A 22,489-nucleotide genomic window follows, 5' to 3' on the forward strand; every position below is an offset into this window, starting at 1 on the left:
GCCCCGGCCAGTCATCTCGAAAAGGCATGGCTGAGACGGTTTCTGCGCAGTGCTCATGCCGTGAGCAATTAATACGCTAACTGGCGGTTTCCCCGCGGGTTGCTAACCTGACTTCAGCGAATGCTCCTCATAAGGATTGAGGCCTTGAATGGATATAAGGGTGTGGCAGTGATGAGCGCATTGCTCAGCGCGACAGCAGGGGCCGCGGACTTGCAGGTGCAGGTCCGGGTCGATGTGCTGCGCGGCTGCCAGTTGGTCGGCCAGCAGCGCGAAGCGGGGATCGAACAGCTCGGTACCCTGGACTTCGGCAGCGCGGCGCGCCTGGACGATCCGGCCGGGCCCTTGTCGGCGGCGCTGCCGGGTAGCCGCCAGCCGCGGCTGGAATGCAACCCCGATACCCCCTATCAGATGCGCATCGACGGCGGCCTGCACGGGGGCGTCGGCGAAGTGCGTTACCTGGCCAGCGACACCCGGGCCGGCAAACCCATTCCTTACCGCCTCTACCAGGACCCTGCCCGGCGGATTCCGCTGCCGGTGAATGTACCGGTCAGTGGCCGGGTGCCGGATTCCGGCACGGTGGACCTGCCCTTGTACGGGCGTATCGAACCTTTGGCCGAGATCCCCCGGGCCGGCGGTTATTCCGATGTATTGAAAGTGACCCTGACCTGGTAGGGCCGGGGCATGAAGGCTGCCACCAGTAACGGGGCAGAGCAGGGAGGGCGGTTCATGGTGAACGGCCCATGTGGGAGTCCTGATGGAACTGGGATGGCTGCGATGAAAGGCAGGACCTGGACGATTGTCGCCCTGGGTTCGTTGTGCCTGTTGGCGGACGACGCCCAGGCGGCAATCAGCGGGCAGATCCAGGCACGCCTGGTGATTACCGCTGCCTGCCAGGTCAGCAGCGGCGGCGATCCGTCGGCCAGCCCGATCGGCGACCCGGGCATGCTCAACTTCGGCCAGCAGGGCCCGACCTGGGTCGCGCCGATCAAGGCCAGCCTCACCAACAGCGCCGAGGGCCCGCTGCAGGTGGCCTGCAACTCCTCGGTCACCGGCTTCACCGTGACCATCAATGGCGGCCTCAACGGCGACGGCACGACCCGGCGCTTGAGCAATGGCCGCCAGACCATCCCCTATCGATTGTTCGTCGATGCGTCCGGTAGCGACAGCTACAGCATCGGCCAGCAGCGCAATTTCGCAGTGAGCAGCGGCGGACGGATTCCCATTCCGGTGTTCGGCTCTGTGGTCGCGAATACCCGCGCGGTTCCGGCAGGGCTCTATACCGACACCCTGACCATCACGCTGGATTGGTAAACCATGAGAGGACACACATCATGCACGCGCTTGTATCCAGAATCGGCTGGCCTCTGTTGGGGCTGGTCATGGCTTCAACGGCCAATGCCGCCACCACGGTCACCGGGCAGATCAGCTCGACCCTGATCCTCACCAGCAGTTGCCAGGTCAACGGCGTCGGCGGCAGCACCGGGCTGAACTTCGGTGCCCTGAACTTCGGCACCACCAACAGCCTGTTCACCACGGCCACCGGCCAGGTGCTGGGCGGCGGTGGCGGCGCGCTGTCGATCCTCTGCTCCACCGGCACCACGCCGACCCTGACCATCCAGGGCGGGGCCAATGACGGCAAGTCCACCGGTGGCACCCGGGCCCTGTACGACGGGGTGGCCAACTATGTGCCCTATGACCTGTACACCGACTCCGGGCATTCGCAGATCGTCGCGATCAACGGCGTGATCAACCTGGCGCCAAGCACCGGGGTGGCGCAAACCGTGAACCTCTATGGCCAGGCGGTGGGCAAGGCCGGGCTGCCGGCCGGTACCTACACCGATACGGTGTCCGTGCAACTGACCTTCTGATGCCATGGCCAGCCACGCTTGTGCGCTGCTGCTCCTGGCCTGCGCGAGTGCCTGGCCGGGGTGGATCGCTGCGGCCACCAGCCAGAGCTTCCAGGTCAGCGCCACCATCACCGCCGGGTGCCTGGTGGTGGGGGGCGTCAGCAACTACGGCAGCCTGGCCTTCGGCAGCCAGTCGGCGCTGTCCACCAGCACGGTCAACGTGGCGCTCACTGGGGGCGTGCAGTTGCAGTGCACGCCGGGGGTGACCCTGAACATGACGGTGGACGGAGGCCAGTACAACAGCAGCGGCCGGCACATGCAGCTCAATAGCGGCAGTGCGCGGGTGGCCTATCAGTTGTTTCGCGATGCGGGCTACAGCCAGAGCCTGGGGATAGGCCAGAGCGTGGCCGTGGCCTACAGCGATGCCAATAACATCAGCCTGCCGATCTACGGGCAGGTGCAGTTGCCGGGCAATCAGCCTGGGGGGACGTACAGCGATGTGCTGCAGGTGCAGCTGTCGTGGTGAAGGGGCGAATCGACCATCAGGCGGACAAGGAGTAGCAGTATGCATTTACTTTTGCGGGGCCTGCAGGCCACCCGTTACTTGATACTGGCCGGGCTGTTGTCCGGTGTGTCTACGGTACAGGCCGCCAGTTCGGTGCTGATCTGGCCCATCGACCCGGTACTGGAGGCCGATCAGCAGGCCAGCGCGCTGTGGCTGGAGAACCGCGGTACCGAGACCGCCAACCTGCAGATCCGGGTGTTTGCCTGGAGCCAGAGCGGCTTTGCCGACCAGTACCAGAACCAGCGCGATGTCATCGGCAGCCCGCCGGTGGCGAAGATCGAGCCCGGGCAGAAGCAACTGGTACGCCTGACCCGCACCCGCGAGGTGCCACCGGGACAGGAGCTGGCGTACCGGATCATCATCGACGAGATTCCCTCGGCCAAGCCCATCACCCCGGAAGGGGATGCCAAGAGCGCGGCAGCGATCCGCTTCCAGATGCGCTACTCGGTGCCTTTGTTCGCCTACGGCGCCGGGCTGTGGAGCAAGGAGGACACCTCCCGTCCTCGCGATCCCAAGGGCGCCGGCGTGCCGGACCTGAGTTGGCGCAAGGTGGCAGTGGACGGCAAGACGTTTTTCGAGCTGCGCAACCAAGGTGCGGTGCACGCCCGCCTGACCGATGTGGCCTTCAAGCAGGGCGGGCAGGCCCGGCCCGTGGCACCTGGGCTGTTGGGCTATGTGTTGCCCGGGGCGGTGATGCGCTGGCCGGTGCCGGAAACCCTGACGGCGGAGTCGACCCTGCAACTGCGGGTCAACGGAGCTCCGCAGGTACAGGACCTGGCGCCTACGCACTGAGCCTTGGGCGAGACGCGGCCGCCAGTCGGACGGCCGGTGGGGAGAGGTACGCACGGATGTGAACGCGGTGGCGCATCCGCCCCGGGATGGAGATGTCCATAGATGGACTTGAGCCCGCAATGAGCCAGGACCGGGCTCGGCGTTTTCGCAGGTGGCAAGGGCTGGTGACCGGCCTGTGTAGCCTGATGCTGGCCGCAGAGATGCCGGCGGGCGAACTGCCGCCGCCACCCAGCAGCCTGGAGTCGATGGCCGATGCACAGCTGTTTCTGGAACTGGTGATCAATCAGATGAACACAGGGAAGGTGGTGGCGGTGGAGCAGCGCTCCGGCCGGCTGTTTCTGCCGGCGCAGACCCTGCGTGAAACCGGGATCAAGCTGCCCGAGGGGCTGGGCGCCGAGGTCGACCTGGACAGCCTGCCGGGCCTGCACAGCGACTACGACAGCCAGGGCCAGCGGCTGCTGCTGGACGTGCCGCCCGACTGGTTGCCGGAGCAATTCATCGGCAGCCGCCAGGCCTACCCACGGACCCCGGCCCTGAGCAGCTTCGGCGGGTTGCTCAACTATGACCTGTACCTCAACGACACCGATGACGGCGGCACCTACCTGGCGGCCTGGAACGAGGTGCGGCTGTTCGACTCCTGGGGCACGCTGTCCAACACCGGGCAGTACCGCCAGACCCTGTCGGGGGGTGGGAACAGCTCCCTGAACAACGGTTACCGACGCTATGACACCACCTGGCGTTTTTCCGACGATGAACGCCTGCTGACTTACGAGGCCGGCGACCTGATCAGTGGCGCCTTGCCCTGGAGCAACTCGGTGCGCCTGGGCGGGGTGCAACTGTCCCGGGATTTCTCGGTGCGTCCGGACCTGGTGACCTACCCCTTGCCGCAGTTCGCCGGGGAAGCAGCGGTACCGTCCTCGGTGGACCTGTTCATCAACGGCTACAAATCCAGTAGCGCCGACCTGCAGCCAGGCCCCTACACCCTGACCAACATCCCCTTCATCAATGGCGCTGGCGAAGCGGTGGTGGTCACCACCGATGCCCTTGGCCGGCAGGTGTCCACCACGGTGCCGTTCTACGTCACCAGCACCTTGCTGCAAAAGGGCCTGACGGACTTCTCGGTGGCCGCGGGCACCTTGCGCCGGGACTACACCCTGCGTGACTTCGGCTATGGCCCGGGGGCCACTTCCGGCAGCCTGCGCTACGGCCTGAGCGACAGCCTGACCCTGGAAGGCCATGCCGAAGCCTCGGACTCCCTGACCCTGGGCGGGGTCGGCGGCAACCTGCGGCTGGGGCAGTTCGGGGTGCTCAATACCGCCTTGAGCCAGAGCCGTTTCGACGGCGACGGCGGCCAGCAGTTGAGCCTTGGCTATCAGTACAGCAGCCAGCGCTACAGCGTCGCCTACCAGCGGGTACAGCGGCGTGATCAGTACGCTGACCTGACGGTGGTCGACAGCCCCTACACCAGCCTCAGCCAGCGTAGCGAGCAACTGACCCTGAGCCTCAATCTGGAGCGCTTCGGCAGCCTGGGCGCCGGCTATTTCGACGTGCGCGCCGCCGACTCGACCCGTACCCGGCTGTTGAACCTGACCTGGAGCAAGCCGCTGTGGCACAACAGCAGCTTCTACCTGTCGGCCAACCGCGAGATCGGCGACAGCCACTGGGCCATGCAGGCACAGCTGGTGATTCCCTTCGACCTGCACGGCAGCCTGAGCCTGAGCAACGAGCGCAGCAAGACCGGGGAAAACCGCCAGCGGGTCAACTTCAGCCGCTCGGTGCCGATCGAAGGCGGGGTTGGCTACAACCTTGGCTACGCCACCGGCAGTGGCGCCGACTATCGCCAGGCCGACGTGACCTGGCGCCTGCAGTCGGTGCGCCTGCAGGCTGGGGTCTATGGCACCAGCGATGCCGAGACCCGCTGGGCCGATGCCAGCGGCTCACTGGTGTGGATGGACCGCCAGGTGTTCGCCGCCAACCAGATCGACGACGCCTTCGTGGTGGTCAGTACCGACGGCTACAAGGACATCCCGGTGCGCTATGAAAACCAGTTGGTGGGCCAGACCGACAAGAATGGCCATCTGCTGGTGCCCTGGAGCAGCGCCTATTACCGCGGCAAGTACGAGATCGATCCGCTGAACCTGCCGGCCAACGTGCAGAGCCCGAATGTCGAGCAGCGGGTGGCGGTGCGGCGTGGCAGCGGCTACCTGCTGGAGTTTCCGCTGACTCGGATCATTGCCGCCAGCGTGGTGCTGGTGGATGCCCAGCAGCGCGAGCTGCCCCTGGGCAGCAACGTCACCCATGAGCAGAGCGGGGCGCGGACGGTGGTCGGCTGGGATGGGCTGGTCTATCTGGAAAACCTCGCGGCCCAAAACACCCTGCACGTGGAACTGGCCGACGGCAAGACCTGCCAGGCGCAGTTCGACATCGACATGCAACAGCAGCAGGTGCCGTTGATCGGCCCGCTGGTCTGTCAGTAACGGCGGTATCACCGGATCAAGGAGCGTGGCGCGTGAATGCGGGCAAGGGATGGCGACAGGCAATACTGGGGCTGCTGGCGAGCGTGCTGTCGTGCGCGGCCCAGGCACTGTGCACGACGGTCCCGACCGCGCCGGCAGGGTTCGGCACCGTCAGCTCGATCCTGGTGCGCACCACCTCGCAGCCGGCTTCCACCACCAATGCGGGGCTGAGTTGCACCGGCTCGCTGCTGAGCGTTCTGGCCAGCAACGATCATTTCTACGCCACCATCACTTCCACCACCAGCGGCATGGTGGGACCTACCGGGGATGTCATCAGCTACACCCTGTACGCCAACAACAGCACCAGCTACCCGATCACTCGCGGGGTGCAGTTCGACTTCGCCCGCAACTCGATCATCGACCTGCTGGGCCTGCTGGGCAGCCCGACCGTAGCCAAGACGGTTCCGATCTACCTGGGCACCCTGACTGGCAGTAACGTTGCAGCGGGCATCTACACCGAGAGCCTGAGCATCTTCTGGAGCTGGAACTATTGTGCCGGGATCGGTGCTCTGGGGGCGTGCCTGGGCCGCGACATCGGTAGCGGTACCCAGAGCCTGACCGTGAACATGACGGTGTCCAACGACTGCGTGATTACCGCGCCGAACATCAGTTTTGGCAGCGCGCCGGTGATCAGCGCCTTCGCGACGGTGACCGGGCAGACCATCAACCTGGCCTGCACTAAGGGCAGTGCCTATACCGTGGGCCTGAGCGACGGCCAGCACCCGGTGAGTGCGGGGGGGCGCCGGCAGATGATTTCCGGCAGCAACTACCTGGCCTACGACATCTTCAAGAGTGCCGGCAGCACCCGCTGGGGCAGTGTCGGCAGTGCCCGGCGCTCCAGCACCGACGCCGAGGTGAACCCCGGCAACGGCTTGGGCACCGGCAGCCAGATCTTCAACTACAACGCCCGGATCTACACCGACCAGAGCACCCCGCCGGCCGGCACCTATATCGACAACGTGGTGCTGGATGTGGGCTTCTGAGAGCTACAGGGGAATTTCCGCCGGGCCGACCATGGCGTAGTTGTAGCCCTGGCCGGACCAGTACTGCGCCTGTAACGGGCCCTCGCGGCGGCTGCCTCGGGGCAGCAGCTTGTTCTGCGGCCCTGGCGGGCGGATGTAGAAGCTGACCTTGCGCCCCTGGCGATCCTCGTACAGCACCATGGCCGCCGGGCCTTGCTCGGTACTCAACAAGCGCCCGCTGACGGCCCTGAATCCGGCCCCCTGCAGATCCGGCAATGGGCTGGCCTGGGTGAAGTAGCGGTCCAGCCAGGCCTGCATGCTCTGATTGCCCTGTACCTTGAAGTCGGCGGGGAGCACGCCCTGCTCGGCAAACAGGTGATAGGCCTGCAAGGCGTCGGTCATGGGCAGCACGCTGCTGCCGGCCAAGGTCAGTTCCCGCGCCTGCCAGCCGCTCAGGCCGCCCACGCCCACCGCCACCAAGAGCACCGCGGCACTGGCCAGGCGGCGCAGCCTGCGCTGCTTCAGGCGCGCGCGGATCCGCACCGGGTCCAGCGCCGGGTTGGCCGGTTGCAGCAGGGCGCCACCCAGGGCCGCCCGCAGGTGCTGGGCGTCCTGCTGCCAGGCCTGGACCCGGGCCGCCACCTGTGGGTGGCTGGCCAGGTAGTGCTCCAGCAGCCGGCGGTCCTGCTCATTGAGCTGGTGATCGACATAAGCGTGCAGGTCGCTGTCGCTGGGGGGCAGGCTGATCATTTGAGTATCCGTAGAGAGGGGCTGCTGATTTCGCCGTCGCTGAGTTGGCGCAGGGCCTGGCGGGCCCGGGACAGGCGCGACATCACGGTGCCGGTGGGCACCTGGAGAATCTCGGCGATCTCCTTGTAGCTCAAGCCTTCCACCGACACCCAGAGCAGCAGGGCGCGTTGTTCGGCATTCAGGCGGTCGAAGGCTTCCAGGGTCGATTGCGCCATCACCGTGCGCTCCACCGAGGGCTGGCTGTCGTCATGGCCGGTGAAGAACTCCAGCATCCGCGCGTAGCGTCGGGAACGCCGGTGGGCATCGAGGAACTGCCGGTAGAGGATGGCGAACAGCCAGGCCCGCAGGTCGCCTTCGGGGCGTTTCTCGGTCCATCCGGCGAGGGCGCGTTCCAGGCAGGCCTGCACCAGATCGTCGGCGCTGCTGGGCTGGCGCGTCAGGGACAGGGCAAAGCGGCGCAGCCTTGGAATCAGTGGGCGTAGCTGTTGGTCGAGATCGTTCATGAAATCCTGCGGATGCGGGGCCAGTCACTAGGCTTGAGGCTAGGAAGACGCGCCGCACAGCAGGTTATTCCAGGTGCAGGAAAATAAATACCGGTCGTGGAATAACCCTGGGCGAGCTGCGTCTGACAGGTCCTTGCCCTCATGGCTATGCGTATTGGAGATGTCCCATGGTTGATCCTTCATCAAAGCCTGACCGCCCACCCCTGGGGCCCGTCAGCCTGACCCTGCGCCTGGGCGCCATTGCCCTGGTGGTGGCTGCTGCTGGGGCGGCTATGGCCTATGTGCATGGCCGCCTGGATCCCGGTCGCCTGACCCCCAAGGCCCTGGTGGATGTGCTGGAAACCAACAATGGCGTGCACCCGGGGTATCGCCGCAACCACGCCAAGGGGGTGTGCGTCATCGGCTACTTCGAAAGCAGCGGCGAGGCCCGGGCCTACTCCACAGCGCAGGTGTTCAATGAGGCTCGCACGCCGGTGGTGGGGCGTTTTGCCCTGCCCAGTGGCAACCCCTATGCGCCGGACAGCAGCGTGCCGATCCGCAGCCTGGCGCTGCGTTTCCTCCAGGCCAACGGCCAGCAGTGGCGCACCGGAATGAACAGCATGCCGGTGTTCCCGGTGGGCACTCCCGAAGCCTTCTATCAGTTGCAACAGGCCGGTTCCCCCGATCCGGCCACGGGCAAGCCGGACCCGAGCAAAGTGCCGGCATTCTTCGCCAGCCATCCCGAGGCGGCGCCGTTCCTGCAATGGGTCAAGGGCGCCAAGCCTTCGGCCAGCTATGCCAGTGAAAGCTACAACGGGATCAATGCCTTCTATCTGGTGGATGGCAGCGGTAAGCGCCAGGCAGTGCGCTGGGGGGTAGTGCCCGAGACCCGTGATGGGCCTGATGCAGGCAGTGCCCCGCAAGGCGCCGACTACCTGGAGCAGGACCTGGCTCGGCGCCTGGCCCAAGGGCCGCTGCGCTGGCGCTTGCAGATCACCCTGGCGGCGCCCGGCGACCCCACGGATGACGCCAGCAAGGCCTGGCCGGCGCAGCGGCCGGTAATCAACGCCGGGACCCTGGTGCTGCAAAGCACCCAGGCGCAGAACAGCGGCGAGTGTCGGGATATCAATTACGACCCGCTGATCCTGCCCAGCGGCATCCAGGCGTCCGACGATCCCCTGCTGGCAGCGCGCTCTGCGGCCTACGCCAGTTCCTATTTGCGTCGCACCAGCGAAGTCAGCCAATTGCCCGGCGCCCAGGAGCCACGTCCATGAATAGCCAACCTCGACATTTCGCTCCCCTGGCGCGCCTGCTGCACTGGCTGATGGCGTTGCTGATCATCGCCATGCTGTTCATCGGTGCCGGCATGGTGGCGTCGGTTTCCGCGCGTCATGAATGGCTGATCCACCTGCACAAGCCCCTGGGGATCGCCATCCTGCTGTTGGTGCTGGTGCGCCTCTGGGTGCGGTTTTACACCCGACAACCGCCGTTGCCGGCAGACCTGCCGGGCTGGCAGGTGCTGGCGGCCAAGGCCTCCCATGTGCTGCTGTACGCTTTGATGCTGAGCCTGCCGCTGCTGGGCTGGGGCATGATCTCGGCGGCCGGTGACCCGGTGATGCTCGGCAGTTCGCTGCAACTGCCGGCGATCCTGCCGGCCAATGCCCAGCTGTTTGCGGTGTTGCGCAAGGCCCATGGTTATCTGGCGTACCTGCTGTTTTTCACCGTGCTGGCGCACCTGGCCGCGGCGCTGTTCCACGGCTGGGTGCGTCGCGATGGCGTGCTGCAGAGCATGTTGCGCGGCCGTGGTTGAATGAGCCCGGCGGCGCCGGGCTCAAGTGGCGCAACGAACCCTGGCCGCGGCTTTGCCCGGGGCCAGGCTCCACAGCCAGTAGATCAGCGCCACGCCGTTGATCCCGGCCCCCAGCAGGCAGACCCCGCCCCAGCCGGCCCAGGCATAGGTGGCGGTGGCGGCGATGGAGCCTGCGGCGCTGCCCAGGGAATAGAACAGCATGTAGCCGGCGGCCAGTCGGCTCTGCGCCTCGGGGCGCACGCTGTAGATCAGGCTCTGGCTGGTGACGTGCACGGCCTGCAGGCCCAGGTCGAAGCTGATCACCCCCAACAGCAGGGCCCAGAGGGACGATTGAGTGAAGGCAATGGGCAGCCAGGACAGCAGCATCAGGCCCAGGGCCAGGCCGCTGGTCCACTGCGCCAGGCCGCGGTCGGCCAGGTGCCCGGCCCGTGCCGCGCCCAGGGCACCTGCCGCGCCGGCGAGGCCGAACAGGCCGATCTCGGTGTGGGACAAGGACAGTGGCGGGGCGCTCAGTGGCAACACCAATGGCGTCCACAGCACGGTGCCGGCGGCGAAGATCAGCATCGCCAGCACCGCCCGGTCCCGCAGCACCTTTTCCTCCCTGAACAGCTGCAGCAGCGAACCGAGCAATTGCCCGTACCCCTGGGTGGCCTTGGGTTGCTCGCGGGTAGGCAGGGTTTTCCACAGGGCCAGGGCCACCAGCAGGGTCAGCCCGGCGGACAACAGATAGACCGAACGCCAGCCCGCCAGGTCGGCCATGGTCCCGGCCACGGTACGGGCCAGCAGGATGCCTACCACCACGCCGCTGGTGACCATGCCCACGGTGCGGCCGCGTTGCTCGGCCGGGGCCAGGTTGGCGGCGTAGGCCACCAGTACCTGGGTGACCACTGCCAGCAGGCCGATGCAGGCCATGCCCAGCAGCAGCCAGGCGCTGCTCGGGGCCAGGGCCACGGTGAGCAGGGCCAGCACCGAGAGCAGGGTCTGGGTCACGATCAGCCGTCGTCGGTTGTACAGGTCCCCCAGGGGCACCAGCAACAGCAGGCCCAGGCCATAGCCGACCTGGGTCAGGGTGATGACGATGCCCACGGTGGCCGGCGCCAGGTCGAAGGTATGAGCCATGGCATCCAGCAGTGGCTGGGCGTAGTAGACGTTACCCACCGCCAGACCGCAGGCGATGGCGAACAGCAGCACCACTTTGGTGGGAAGACCGGGCGAGGCATGAGGGGACGCATTGGCTGACATGTTGGGCTCCGTATTTTGGTTTCATAATGAAACCAGTTGTACGGTAAAGATCGTGGTTTTATATTGCAACCACTTTCCTTTGGCCTGATCGGAGAATGCCCAGCATGGTCAAGCGCACCAGCCTGCAAGATGCCGAGTGCCCGGTTGCCCGCTCACTGGACGCCATTGGCGACTGGTGGTCGCTGCTGATCGTGCGGGATGCCTTTGACGGAATCCGCCGTTTTGGCGAGTTCCAGCGCAACCTCGGCATGGCCAAGAACATCCTCGCCACACGCCTGCGGACCCTGGTGGAACATGGGGTGTTCGAGGTTGTCCCGGCGTCCGATGGCAGTGCCTACCAGGAGTACGTGCTGACGGAAAAGGGCAGGGGGCTGTTTCCCCTGATCATCGGCTTGCGCCAATGGGGCGAAGCGTTTTTCTACCAGGAAGGGGAAGCGCATTCGCGGATGGTCGACCGGCAGACCGGGCAGCCGTTGCGGGCGCTGGAACTGCGCTCGGCGGATGGGCGCTTGCTGGGGCCGGAGGATTGCCGGCGGGTGCCGGTCGGGGAGGGTGACTGAGGGCTGCGCAACGGGGGGCGCGCAGCCCTGAGTCGGGTTCAGCGCAGGTGATCCACCAGGTCGGCCAGGGTGCTCAGCACATCCTTGCCCAGTTGCATGGAGCGCTTGCCCGACCAGCCGGTGAGCGGGTTGGGGTTGTCATCGTGGTCCTTGAAGGGCATTTCCAGGGTCAGGGCCAGGCAGTCGTACTTTTCCCCGACGGCATTGCAAGCCAGGGCCATGTTGGCCTGGCCGGGTTTATCCCGGGTGTAGCCGTGGGTGGTCTGGAAGTCCCGGGTCTGGCGTTTCAGGTGGCTGCGGAAATGCTCCTCGAGTTTCTCCAGGCGCGGGGTGTAGCCCGGGTTGCCTTCGCAGCCGGCGGTGAACACGTGGGGAATCTCTTCATCGCCGTGCACATCGAGAAACAGGTCGACGCCGTACTGTTCCATCTGCTGCTGGACGAACAGCACTTCCGGGCTGAGTTCCTGGCTGGCGGTCTGCCAGGCACGGTTCAGGTCCTGGCCCTGGGCGTTGGTGCGCAGGTGGCCGTGGAATGCGCCGTCGGGGTTCATGTTCGGCACCAGGTATAGGTCGGCCTTGGCCAGTAGCGCGTTGAGCTCCGCATCATCGTGACGGAACAGGCGCTCGATCACGCCCTCCATGAACCATTCGGCCATGTGCTCGCCGGGATGCTGCTGGGCGATGATCCAGATCTTGCGGTGGCCTGGCGCGCCGCTGCCTTTGCGCAGCAACTGGATATCCCGGCCTTCGACGCTTTTACCCACCGCCAGCAACTCGGTGCCGGCCTTGGTCAGGGCCTGGTCGATCAGCCAGTCGTGGCGGCCACGGCTGTAGGGTTCGAAGTAGGCGAACCAGGCGTGGGTCTGGGTGGCTTCCAGGTTGAAGCGCAAGGCGTCGCCTTCGAAGATCGTCGGTACGCGAAACCAGTTCACATGGTCGTAGGAGGCCACTGCCTGGTAGCCGGTCCAGGCTTTGTTGTAGGAGGACTGGCTGGCGTTGGTCAGGCGAAACCAGTGTTCCTGGCCGACATGCAGGCCGCTGACCTTGAAATGAAACCACTGGAAGTGCGGGCTGCGGGTATCCGGGCGGATGGCCAGCAGTGCCTGCAACGGGTTGCTGATATCCAGCACGTCGATGTTGCCACTGTCGAAATCAGCGCAAATATCAAAAGAAGTGTGATTGCCCACGGTCATAATCGATTCCTTATCAGGATTGTTATGAGCGCTACTCTACACAGAAGGGGGGGTAAAAGAAGGGGGGCGTCGTCCTTGACGCAGACGAAGCTTAGTGGCTATGCGATTGATTCTCAAGCGCTACTTTTTGATTTGCGGGGCTTTTACGACGGGCGTTTACTTGCAAAAAGACATTCTTTTGCTATCATCGCCGCCATTATTTTTTGCGACACCTACAGTCTTCATTAGCCTGAAGCCAAGCCAGAAAAACTGGCAAAAAAAAGACCCGGCAAAAAGCCGGGTCAAAAACCGTGATTAGCCTGATGAGGAGATAATCCAAAGGTCCGACCTAAGGTCCTTTGGGCTATCGACTGATCTCGCGACCAGTTGCTTGCAATAATAATCATTATCATTTGCAAGTCAAATGTTTTTCCCCGCCTTCCGGAAAATATTTTTCCACTTCCGCTATTCCCGCCGTTGGCTTCAGCCCCAGCCGGGCGCGAGGCTTCAGTTGGGTTCGAGGCGCTGGCTTTCCAGTGATTTGTCCACCAGCGCCTTGGCCAGATCAATCATGTGCACCACTGAAAACGCCAGGTCGCGATTGGCTCCCCGCAGATTGTCCGCTGCATCGTAGGCGGTGGCCGCTGCACAGCGCAGCAGATCGGAAGCGTGGATCATGGCTTCCTCGCTGCTGAGGCTGCGTCTGATTTCGAAGAACTTCTCTTCCTTGCCTGATTCGGTAACGGCCGGTTTCAGGTAATAGTCCATTGCGCGTCGGGCAGCTTGGCTGTCCTTGAGTGAGCTTAATGTGGCCTCTGTATCGAGTTCCGGCACGTCCTTGCTGCTTGTGTTCATGAAGTGTTCTGCCCTGTCTGAGAAAGGAAATAGGGGTAGAGCAATGTTAATACATATTGTAATTGTGACGGAATTTCAAATACTACAAGTTGTGTGTTGAGGCTGGAAATACACAACGTATTGTTCGGCCCATGGACAAATGGATCGAGTTGGTCAAAGCCAACATGAAAGGCCGCAAGGTCACGCAAGAAAAGCTTGCCGAGCGTCTGGGCATGTCTCAGGGGGGTATCGGTCACTGGTTGAGCAAGCGTCGCCAACCAAAGATCGAAGACATGAACCGGGTGCTGGAAGAGATCGGCATGGGCTTTCTCGAAGTGGCCCTGGTGGTCCGCGAGAAACCCGTGCTAGGTGACGATGGCGAGCCCTTGGCAGACGGGCCTGCGCTGCTCAACAAATACAACCCGTACTTCCGTTACCCGGTGAGCGATTGGCGGGTGGCCGGCGAGGTTCGCGAGGACGGGCAGCCTGCCTACGTGCCGGAGCGCTACGAGCTTTCCGACTATCAGGCCCGGGGCGCGGCATTCTGGCTGGTGGTAGTCGGCGACGCCATGATCGCTCCCAGCGGCCTGAGCATCAGCCAGGACATGCTGATTTTGGTGGATCCGGCGCTTGGCGCCGAACCCGGAAAGTTGGTGGTTGTACAGTGTCCTGGTAGTGACGAGGCGATCTTCCGCAAGTTGGTGCAAGAGGGTGGTTTGCGTTACCTGGTTCCGCTCAACCCTACTTATCCGAAGATGCTCTACAGCGACAAATGCCGGATTATTGGTGTAGTCGTACAAGCTACAGCGAAGTTTTAACTATCCCCAAAAGCCCCTTCCTGCAAATAAGAAGGGGCTTTCTTACTTGGGAGTTATTCCAACTCCACCAGTGCGCTGCCTTCGCTGACCATTTCGCCTTCCTGGCAATAAAGCGCCTTGATGACCCCGGCCTGGGGGGCACGAATGCTGTGTTCCATCTTCATGGCTTCCAGCACCACCAGTTGCGCACCGGCCTCGACGCTTTGCCCCGGGCTGACCACTATCCGAACGATGCTGCCATTCATCGGCGCAGTGAGCCCGCCTTGCTGGCTGTGGCTGGCCTCGGCCGCGGCAATCGGGTCATAGGCGCTGATGGCATGCGTGTCGCCCTGCCAGTTCAGGTACAGGGTGTCGCCGCGGCGGATGGCCCGGTGCTCGCGGCGCAGTCCCTGTTGCTCTGTCCATAGGCGCTCGCCTTGCAGCTCAAAGGCCGCCGTGCGAGCGCCAAGGCTGATGGCCTGATCCTGGCCGGCGCAGCTCAGGTGCAGGCTGGTTTGCGCTGGCAGGCCGCTGCGCCAGCCGTTGATGGCGGACCATGGCGAGCCGGGATCATCGCTTCGTGTGCGTGGCGGCTGGCTCTGGCTGAAGGCGTGGGCGGCCGCTTGCCAGAAGTCCGCGCTCAGCTCGCCTGCGGCTGGCAGCAATTGCTCCTGATAGCGAGGGATAAAACCGGTATCCAGCTGCGCTTCGGCAAAGGCCGGGTGGGCAATGATGCGCCGCAGAAACGCCAGGTTGGTCTTCAGGCCGCCGATGACGAACTCGTCCAGCATGCTCAGCAGCCGCAGGCGCGCCTGCTCGCGGTCTTCGCCCCAGGCAATGAGCTTGCCCAGCATCGGGTCGTAGAAGGGCGAAACGCTGTCGCCTTCCTCCACACCGCTGTCCACCCGCCGACCGGGGCCTGCAACCGATTCGCGGTACAGCTCCAGGCGCCCGGTGGCCGGAAGAAAGTCGTTGGCCGGGTCTTCGGCATACAGTCGGACTTCGATCGCATGCCCGCGCAGTGGCACCTGCTCCTGGCTGATGGGCAGGGCTTCGCCCCGGGCCACGCGGATCTGCCAGGCCACCAGGTCCAGGCCGGTGATGGCCTCGGTGACCGGGTGTTCCACCTGCAGTCGGGTATTCATTTCCATGAAGAAGAATTCGCCACGGGCATCCAGGAGAAACTCCACGGTGCCGGCGCCCACGTAGCCAATGGCCTGGGCCGCGCGCACCGCGGCTTCGCCCATGGCCTTGCGCAGTTCGGGGCTGAGGCCCGGGGCGGGAGCTTCCTCGACCACTTTCTGGTGGCGGCGCTGGATCGAACAGTCGCGTTCGTTGAGGTACAGGCAGTTGCCGTGCTGATCGGCAAACACCTGGATCTCCACGTGCCGTGGCTTGAGCAGGTACTTTTCCACCAGCATCCGCGAATCGCCGAAGGACGACTGGGCTTCGCGCTGGGCCGAGGCCAGGGCTTCGGCCAGTTGGCTGACGTCTTCGACGACTTTCATGCCCTTGCCGCCACCGCCCGCGGTGGCCTTGAGCAGCACCGGGTAGCCGATGCGTTCGGCGGCGTTGCGGAAGGTTTCCAGGTCCTGGGCTTCACCGTGGTAACCCGGAACCAGGGGCACCCCGGCGGTTTCCATCAGCGCCTTGGCTGCCGACTTGCTGCCCATGGCGTCGATGGCCGAGGCGGGTGGGCCTAGGAAAATCAGCCCAGCGGCTTCGATGGCTCGGGCAAAACCGGCGTTCTCCGAAAGAAACCCATACCCGGGATGGATGGCCTGGGCGCCGCTGGCCCGGGCGGCGGCAATCAGCTTGTCGATCTGCAGGTAGCTGTCGGCAGCCTTGCTGCCGCCCAGGTCCACGCGGATATCCGCTTCACGGCTGTGCCGGGCGTCGCGGTCGGTAGCGCTGTGCACGGCTACGGTGGTCAGGCCCAGGGCCTTGGCGGTGCGCATCACTCGGCAGGCGATCTCGCCGCGGTTGGCCACCAGCAGGGTGTCTAGAACAGGGGCGCTCATCAACGGGACTCCTTGGACGTGGTCTCGGCCTGCCAGCTGGGCGGGCGTTTTTCCAGGAATGCCCGCAGGCCTTCCTGGCCTTCGGCACTGACCCGGATGCGGGCGATGGCGTTTTCGCAATAGCGACGCAGGGCGGTGGTCAACGCGCCGTTGCCCACTTCGCGCAGCAGGTCCTTGCTGGCGCGCATCGCCTGGGGACTGTTGAGCAGCAGGTTGTCGACCCACTGCTGGACCTGTTGATCCAGCTCGGCGGCCGGATAGCTTTCTGCCAGGAGACCGATTTCCCGCGCCCGCTGGCCGCCAAAGCGTTCGGCGGTGAGGGCATAGCGGCGGGCGGCGCGTTCGCCGATGGCCTGGACCACGAACGGGCTGATGACCGCTGGTGCCAGGCCGATGCGCACTTCGGAGAGGCAGAACTGCGCCTCGTCACTGCCAATGGCCATGTCGCAGCAACTGATCAGGCCCAGGGCCCCGCCAAAGGCCGCGCCTTGCACCACCGCCAGGGTCGGGATCTTCAGCTTGGCCAGGTTGTACATCAGCTCCGCCAGTTCCCGGGCGTCGTCGAGGTTGGTGTGGTAGTCGAGCTCGGCCGATTGCTGCATCCAGGCCAGGTCGGCGCCGGCGCTGAAGTGCCGGCCGCGCCCGCGCAGCACTAGGAAGCGCAGGCTCGGATCGCCCTGCACCTGATCCAGGGCGAGGATCAGTTCACGGATCATTTCGGCGTTGAAGGCGTTGTTCTTGTCTTCGCGGCTGAGCCACAGGGTGGCGAAGCCTCGAGGGTCACGCAGCAGTTCCAGGGTATTGAAGTCGCTCATGTTCTTCTCGCGCAGGATTACATGCGGAACACGCCGAAGCGGCTCTGTTCGATGGGGGCGTTGAGGGCCGCAGACAGGGCCAGGGCCAGTACGTCGCGGGTTTGCGCCGGGTCGATGACCCCGTCATCCCAGAGCCGCGCGCTGGAGTAGTAGGGGTGCCCCTGATGCTCGTACTGGTCGAGGATCGGCTGCTTGATCTGGGCTTCCTGTGCGGCGTCGAAGCTTTGCCCGCCGCGCTCGGCCTGTTCGCGCTTGACCTGCACCAGGACTCCGGCGGCCTGCTCGGCCCCCATCACGCCGATGCGCGCGTTGGGCCACATCCACAGGAAGCGCGGGTCATAGGCCCGGCCGCACATGCCGTAGTTGCCGGCACCGAAACTGCCGCCGATGATCACCGTGAACTTCGGTACCTGGGCGCAGGCCACTGCGGTCACCAGCTTGGCGCCGTGCTTGGCGATGCCGCCGGCCTCATATTTCTGCCCCACCATGAAACCGGTGATGTTCTGCAGGAACAGCAGCGGAATCCCGCGCTGGCAGGCCAGCTCGATGAAGTGCGCGCCTTTTTGCGCGGCTTCGGCGAACAGGATGCCGTTGTTGGCGAGGATGGCCACCGGATAGCCGTGCAGGTGGGCGAAACCGCAGACCAGGGTGGTGCCGAACAGGGCCTTGAACTCATCGAATACCGAACCGTCCACCAGCCGGGCGATGACTTCACGTACATCGAACGGTTGCTTGGGATCGGCCGGGACCACGCCATAGAGTTCGTCGCGGGCATACAGCGGAGCGATCGGCGTGCGTTGTTGCAATTGGCCCTGTTTGTGCCAGTTGAGGTTGGCCACGCTGCGCCGGGCCAGGGCCAGGGCGTGCTCGTCGCTCTCGGCATAGTGGTCGGCGACCCCGGAAATCTTGCAATGCACATCGGCGCCGCCCAGGTCTTCGGCACTTACCACTTCGCCGGTAGCGGCTTTCACCAGGGGCGGGCCGGCGAGAAAGATAGTGGCTTGTTCACGGACCATGATGGCTTCGTCGGCCATGGCCGGAACATAGGCACCCCCAGCGGTGCAGGAGCCCATGACCACGGCGATCTGCGGGATGCCCTGGGCGCTCATGTTGGCCTGGTTGAAGAAGATCCGCCCGAAGTGCTCGCGGTCCGGGAACACTTCATCCTGGCGCGGCAGGTTGGCGCCGCCGGAGTCCACCAGGTAGATGCACGGCAGGCGGTTCTGCTGGGCGATGGTCTGCGCCCGCAGGTGCTTTTTCACCGTCAGCGGGTAATAGGAACCGCCTTTCACCGTGGCGTCGTTGGCCACGATCATGCATTCGACGCCTTCCACCCGGCCGATACCGGCAATCACGCCAGCGGCGGGTACGTCTTCGCCATAGACCTCATAGGCGGCCAGGGCACTGATTTCCAGGAACGGCGAGCCGGGGTCGAGCAGGCGGTTGATGCGCTCGCGGGGCAGCAGCTTGCCTCGCGAAGTGTGGCGCTCCTGGGCCTTGGCGCCGCCGCCTTGCTGGACCTGGGCGAGCAGGCTGTGCAAGGCGTCGACCTGGGCCAGCATCGCCTCGCTGTTGGCCACGAACTCCGCCGAGCGCGGGTTGAGCTGGGTATGCAAGATAGCCATGGACAGCTCCGTTAGCGGGTTTCGTTGAACAGTTCGCGACCGATCAGCATGCGGCGGATCTCGCTGGTGCCGGCGCCGATCTCGTAGAGCTTGGCGTCGCGCAGCAGGCGACCGGCGGGGAATTCATTGATGTAGCCGTTGCCGCCCAGGATCTGGATTGCGTCGAGGGCCATCTGGGTCGCGCGCTCGGCGCTGTAGAGAATCACCCCGGCGGCATCCTTGCGGGTGGTTTCGCCGCGCTCGCAGGCTTGGGCCACCGCATACAGGTAGGCGCGGCTGGCGTTGAGCTGGGTGTACATGTCGGCGATCTTGCCCTGGATCAGCTGGAATTCGCCGATGCTCTGGCCGAACTGCTTGCGATCGTGGATGTAGGGCACTACCAGGTCCATGCAGGCCTGCATGATCCCGGTGGGGCCGCCGGAGAGCACCACGCGCTCGTAGTCCAGGCCGCTCATCAGCACTTTGACGCCACCGTTGAGCGCGCCGAGGATGTTTTCCTCCGGTACTTCCACGTCATCGAAGAACAGCTCGCAAGTGTTGGATCCGCGCATGCCCAGCTTGTCGAACTTGTTGCTGCGGCTGAAGCCTTTCCAGTCGCGCTCGACGATGAACGCGGTGATGCCGTGAGGGCCTTTCTCCAGGTCGGTCTTGGCGTAGATCACGTAGGTGTTGGCATCGGGGCCGTTGGTGATCCAGGTCTTGCTGCCGTTGAGGACGAAATGGTCGCCGCGTTTGTCGGCCCGCAGCTTCATCGACACCACGTCGGAGCCGGCATTGGGTTCGCTCATGGCCAGGGCGCCGATGTGTTCGCCGCTGATCAGCTTGGGCAGGTATTTGCTCTTCTGTTCGTGGTTGCCATTGCGATTGATCTGGTTCACGCAGAGGTTGGAGTGCGCGCCGTAGGACAGCGCCACCGAGGCCGAGCCGCGGCTGATCTCTTCCATAGCCACCACATGCGCCAGGTAACCCAGGCCCGCGCCACCGTATTCTTCCGCCACGGTGATGCCCAAGAGGCCCATGTCGCCGAATTTGCGCCACATGTCGGCGGGGAACAGGTTGTCGACATCGATCTGGGCTGCCCGGGGTGCCAGCTCCGCCTTGACGAAGGCCTGGACCTGTTGGCGCAGCATGTCGATGGTTTCACCGAGGGCGAAGTTCAGGGTCGGGTAACTCATGGCGGGGCACCTTCAAACTTGTTTTTATTGAGGGAATAGGATGTCGAGAGCGGCGCGGCCTGGCTCTCACCTTTACGTTAACGTAAACCTGCGACCGATGGCTGTCAATCGCCCTTTACGTAAACGTCAACTTGCGCCAGAGTAGCGAGGCTTTCGATTGGAGCCAGGTTGTTTTGCACCTTTCGCCTGGCTCCTGCACACCCACTAATAAAGACAATAGGGGTCGTCATGGAACACTCGGGTTTCCAGCCGGATCGCAGTTACACCCGTGGTACGCAAGACCAGCCGCTGCTGGCGTTGACCATCGGCCAGGCTTTCGATAACACCGTCGCCGCCTATCCCCAGGGCGAGGCTCTGGTGGTGCGCCACCAGCAGTTGCGCTACACCTGGCAGCAACTGCGCGAGGCGGTCGACCTGCATGCCCGGGCGCTGCTGGCCCTGGGGCTCAAGACCGGCGATCGCCTGGGGATCTGGGCCCCCAACTGCGCCCAGTGGTGTATCGCCCAATTCGCCAGCGCCAAGATCGGCGCGATTCTGGTGAACATCAACCCGGCCTACCGCAGTTCCGAGCTGGAGTATGTGCTCAGGCAGTCCGGCTGCCAGTGGCTGATCTGCGCCGGAGCCTTCAAGACGTCCGATTACCACGGCATGCTCCAGGGCCTGGTGCCCGAGCTGGCGGAACAGTCCATCGGCCAATTGCACAGCGAGCGGTTACCCGAGCTGCGCGGGGTGATCAGCCTGGATGCTCAACCCCCCTCCGGCTTCCTGCCCTGGTCGCAACTGACGGCCCTTGCCGCTGGAGCCACCGCCGAGCAATTGCAGGCGCGCCAGGACAGCCTGGATTTCGACCAGCCGGTGAATATCCAGTACACCTCCGGCACCACCGGTTTCCCCAAGGGCGCGACCCTGAGCCACTACAACATCCTCAACAACGGTTACATGGTGGGGGAGAGCCTGGGCCTGACTGCTGCCGACCGTCTGGTGATCCCGGTGCCGCTGTACCACTGCTTCGGCATGGTCATGGGCAACCTGGGATGCATCACCCACGGCACCACCATGATCTATCCCAATGACGCCTTTGACCCGCTGCTGACCTTGACCGCGGTGGCCGAAGAGCGCGCCACCGGCCTGTACGGCGTACCCACGATGTTTATCGCTGTGCTCGATCAGCCCCGACGCAGCGAGTTCGACCTGTCGAGCCTGCGGACCGGGATCATGGCCGGGGCCACCTGCCCGATCGAGGTGATGCGCCGGGTGATCAGCGAAATGCACATGAGCGAAGTGCAGATCGCCTACGGCATGACCGAAACCAGCCCGGTGTCGCTGCAGACCGGGCCGGACGACGACCTGGAACTGCGGGTGACCACCGTGGGCCGGACCCAGCCACATCTGGAGAGCAAGATCATCGACGAAGCCGGCAATGTGGTGCCCCGCGGCACCATCGGTGAGCTGTGCACCCGGGGCTACAGCGTCATGCTCGGTTACTGGAACAACCCTGAGGGCACTCGCGAATCCATCGATCAGGCCGGCTGGATGCACACCGGTGACCTGGCCACCATGAACCAGCAGGGGTATGTGTGCATTGCCGGGCGCAACAAGGACATGATCATTCGCGGTGGCGAGAACATTTACCCGCGAGAGCTGGAAGAATTCTTCTTCACCCATCCTGCGGTGGCCGATGTGCAGGTGATCGGCATCCCCTGCGACAGGTATGGTGAGGAGATCGTCGCCTGGATCAAGTTCCACCCCGGCCATTCGGCCAACGAGCTGGAGCTGCAGACCTGGTGCAAGGAGCGTATCGCGCACTTCAAGACGCCGCGTTACTTCAAGTTCGTTGAAGAGTTTCCCATGACCGTGACCGGTAAGATCCAGAAGTTCCGCATGCGCGAAATCAGCATCGAGGAGCTGCGTGAGCGTATGAACAAGGGGTGAACCCGGATGGAGCGTGCATCGGCGACGGTGCACGCTTTAGAGGCAGCAAAGAGGGATTGCAGAAAGCACAAAGGGGAGCCGAAGCTCCCCTTTAATTTTGTCGTTGCGTGCTCTTTTTTTATTATTGAGGGGCGGTCTGTTGTTGTTTTTGGCAACCGTTGCCCTTTACTGCTGTTTTTGGCGATCCCCATCCGGGATCAAGAGCAAACGTATTTTTTTGAGCGCTGATTCAATGTGTCGCCAGGGCGATCCAACCAGTTCGGGAGCTACCTCAGGGTAGTTTTATTGTTCTCTGACCGGTTGCGGGTGGCTCTTGCAAGCCCTCCTGCACAGTGCATCCTCTCCAAAAAAATCTGTTAGCTGCGTCTCTGCCGTGTTGTTTTTGTTATCTCAGAGTCGTTACGTCTTATTTTTATTAGGTTTGCTGCTTTTTATTCTTGTTATGCCATAGAGATAGCAGAAGCCGTGCCAACTTTTTGAAATCCTTTAAAATCAACGGTTTGATAATTTTGTAGGACAATCTGTACCGCAACAAATTCGACAAACTGTTTCCGTGTTACTCGTTCCCGCCCCAGATCGGAGTGGCCGGTAA

General features: G+C 64.0%; 22 protein-coding genes. 13 read left to right on the plus strand and 9 right to left on the minus strand.

The genetic code is table 11. The features are described 5' to 3' along the window. Window positions 1–171: 171 nt before the first annotated feature. The 7 genes from KCG88_RS00925 to KCG88_RS00955 all read left to right on the plus strand — a co-directional run bounded on the left by KCG88_RS00925 (window position 172) and on the right by KCG88_RS00955 (window position 6,703). Window positions 172–672 carry a spore coat U domain-containing protein gene (locus tag KCG88_RS00925; protein ID WP_210711527.1) on the plus strand — a complete coding sequence of 167 codons (501 nt, stop codon included), beginning with the start codon at window positions 172–174 and terminating at the stop codon, window positions 670–672. A 102-nt stretch (window positions 673–774) separates the two neighbouring features. After that, window positions 775–1,311: a spore coat U domain-containing protein gene (locus KCG88_RS00930; RefSeq protein ID WP_047287935.1), complete on the plus strand. Its 537-nt coding sequence runs from the start codon at window positions 775–777 to the stop codon at window positions 1,309–1,311. A gap of 20 nt (window positions 1,312–1,331) precedes the next feature. Further along, window positions 1,332–1,868, plus strand: a complete 537-nt coding sequence (locus KCG88_RS00935) for a spore coat protein U domain-containing protein (RefSeq protein WP_047287934.1) — start codon at window positions 1,332–1,334, stop codon at window positions 1,866–1,868. Between the two features lie 4 nt (window positions 1,869–1,872). Beyond that, window positions 1,873–2,373, plus strand: coding sequence for a spore coat U domain-containing protein (locus KCG88_RS00940; protein ID WP_210711528.1), 501 nt, complete (start codon window positions 1,873–1,875; stop codon window positions 2,371–2,373). A gap of 39 nt (window positions 2,374–2,412) precedes the next feature. Then, entirely contained in the window at window positions 2,413–3,204 is a 792-nt protein-coding gene (locus KCG88_RS00945) for a molecular chaperone (protein ID WP_210711529.1), read from the plus strand. Between the two features lie 119 nt (window positions 3,205–3,323). Continuing rightward, window positions 3,324–5,681, plus strand: a complete 2,358-nt coding sequence (locus KCG88_RS00950; protein WP_210711530.1) for a fimbria/pilus outer membrane usher protein — start codon at window positions 3,324–3,326, stop codon at window positions 5,679–5,681. A 32-nt stretch (window positions 5,682–5,713) separates the two neighbouring features. Next, complete coding sequence (locus KCG88_RS00955; protein ID WP_047287930.1) at window positions 5,714–6,703, plus strand: spore coat U domain-containing protein; 990 nt, start codon at window positions 5,714–5,716, stop codon at window positions 6,701–6,703. A 3-nt stretch (window positions 6,704–6,706) separates the two neighbouring features. On the opposite strand, the gene KCG88_RS00960 is transcribed toward KCG88_RS00955, so the two are convergent. Beyond that, on the minus strand, window positions 6,707–7,432 hold the full coding sequence (locus KCG88_RS00960) for an anti-sigma factor (protein ID WP_047287929.1): 726 nt from the start codon (window positions 7,430–7,432) through the stop codon (window positions 6,707–6,709). After that, complete coding sequence (locus tag KCG88_RS00965; RefSeq protein ID WP_047287928.1) at window positions 7,429–7,935, minus strand: RNA polymerase sigma factor; 507 nt, start codon at window positions 7,933–7,935, stop codon at window positions 7,429–7,431. The genes KCG88_RS00960 and KCG88_RS00965 overlap by 4 nt, the downstream gene beginning before the upstream one ends. 167 nt (window positions 7,936–8,102) lie before the next feature. Here KCG88_RS00965 and KCG88_RS00970 point away from each other — a divergent pair, with 167 nt between their 5' ends. After that, on the plus strand, window positions 8,103–9,188 hold the full coding sequence (locus tag KCG88_RS00970; protein ID WP_047287927.1) for a catalase family peroxidase: 1,086 nt from the start codon (window positions 8,103–8,105) through the stop codon (window positions 9,186–9,188). Beyond that, window positions 9,185–9,724 (plus strand): cytochrome b, encoded by a 540-nt coding sequence (locus KCG88_RS00975; RefSeq protein ID WP_019095139.1) that lies wholly within the window; start codon window positions 9,185–9,187, stop codon window positions 9,722–9,724. The genes KCG88_RS00970 and KCG88_RS00975 overlap by 4 nt, the downstream gene beginning before the upstream one ends. A 21-nt stretch (window positions 9,725–9,745) precedes the next feature. On the opposite strand, the gene KCG88_RS00980 is transcribed toward KCG88_RS00975, so the two are convergent. Then, entirely contained in the window at window positions 9,746–10,966 is a 1,221-nt protein-coding gene (locus tag KCG88_RS00980; protein ID WP_210711531.1) for an MFS transporter, read from the minus strand. 104 nt (window positions 10,967–11,070) lie between these two features. On the opposite strand from KCG88_RS00980, the gene KCG88_RS00985 reads away from it, so the two are divergent. Beyond that, the gene (locus KCG88_RS00985; protein WP_011062230.1) at window positions 11,071–11,526 is read left to right on the plus strand and encodes a helix-turn-helix domain-containing protein; all 456 of its coding nucleotides are present in this window, start codon (window positions 11,071–11,073) and stop codon (window positions 11,524–11,526) included. 38 nt (window positions 11,527–11,564) lie between these two features. Here KCG88_RS00985 and KCG88_RS00990 read toward each other — a convergent pair whose 3' ends face one another. Beyond that, entirely contained in the window at window positions 11,565–12,719 is a 1,155-nt protein-coding gene (locus tag KCG88_RS00990) for a M14-type cytosolic carboxypeptidase (RefSeq protein ID WP_210711532.1), read from the minus strand. Between the two features lie 486 nt (window positions 12,720–13,205). Next, on the minus strand, window positions 13,206–13,553 hold the full coding sequence (locus tag KCG88_RS00995; protein WP_047287925.1) for a DUF3077 domain-containing protein: 348 nt from the start codon (window positions 13,551–13,553) through the stop codon (window positions 13,206–13,208). A gap of 131 nt (window positions 13,554–13,684) precedes the next feature. Here KCG88_RS00995 and KCG88_RS01000 point away from each other — a divergent pair, with 131 nt between their 5' ends. Continuing rightward, a complete protein-coding gene (locus KCG88_RS01000) occupies window positions 13,685–14,350 on the plus strand; it encodes a LexA family transcriptional regulator (protein ID WP_047337307.1) in 666 nt (221 codons plus the stop codon). Window positions 14,351–14,403: 53 nt separating this feature from the next. Here the strand turns inward: KCG88_RS01000 and KCG88_RS01005 are convergent, their stop codons facing one another. The 4 genes from KCG88_RS01005 to KCG88_RS01020 are packed head-to-tail and all read right to left on the minus strand — an operon-like array spanning window position 14,404 to window position 19,965. After that, a complete protein-coding gene (locus tag KCG88_RS01005) occupies window positions 14,404–16,350 on the minus strand; it encodes an acetyl/propionyl/methylcrotonyl-CoA carboxylase subunit alpha (RefSeq protein ID WP_210711533.1) in 1,947 nt (648 codons plus the stop codon). Beyond that, complete coding sequence (locus tag KCG88_RS01010; RefSeq protein ID WP_047287922.1) at window positions 16,350–17,165, minus strand: gamma-carboxygeranoyl-CoA hydratase; 816 nt, start codon at window positions 17,163–17,165, stop codon at window positions 16,350–16,352. The genes KCG88_RS01005 and KCG88_RS01010 overlap by 1 nt, the downstream gene beginning before the upstream one ends. A 17-nt stretch (window positions 17,166–17,182) precedes the next feature. Next, window positions 17,183–18,790 carry a carboxyl transferase domain-containing protein gene (locus KCG88_RS01015; RefSeq protein WP_015636317.1) on the minus strand — a complete coding sequence of 536 codons (1,608 nt, stop codon included), beginning with the start codon at window positions 18,788–18,790 and terminating at the stop codon, window positions 17,183–17,185. Window positions 18,791–18,801: 11 nt separating this feature from the next. Next, window positions 18,802–19,965 (minus strand): isovaleryl-CoA dehydrogenase, encoded by a 1,164-nt coding sequence (locus KCG88_RS01020; RefSeq protein WP_041119085.1) that lies wholly within the window; start codon window positions 19,963–19,965, stop codon window positions 18,802–18,804. 228 nt (window positions 19,966–20,193) lie between these two features. On the opposite strand from KCG88_RS01020, the gene KCG88_RS01025 reads away from it, so the two are divergent. Then, the gene (locus KCG88_RS01025) at window positions 20,194–21,897 is read left to right on the plus strand and encodes an AMP-binding protein (protein ID WP_047287921.1); all 1,704 of its coding nucleotides are present in this window, start codon (window positions 20,194–20,196) and stop codon (window positions 21,895–21,897) included. 6 nt (window positions 21,898–21,903) lie between these two features. Next, the gene (locus tag KCG88_RS01030) at window positions 21,904–22,125 is read left to right on the plus strand and encodes a hypothetical protein (RefSeq protein WP_144417773.1); all 222 of its coding nucleotides are present in this window, start codon (window positions 21,904–21,906) and stop codon (window positions 22,123–22,125) included. Window positions 22,126–22,489 lie beyond the last annotated feature (364 nt).

Source organism: Pseudomonas sp. MWU349, assembly GCF_017947325.1.
Classification (GTDB): domain Bacteria; phylum Pseudomonadota; class Gammaproteobacteria; order Pseudomonadales; family Pseudomonadaceae; genus Aquipseudomonas; species Aquipseudomonas protegens.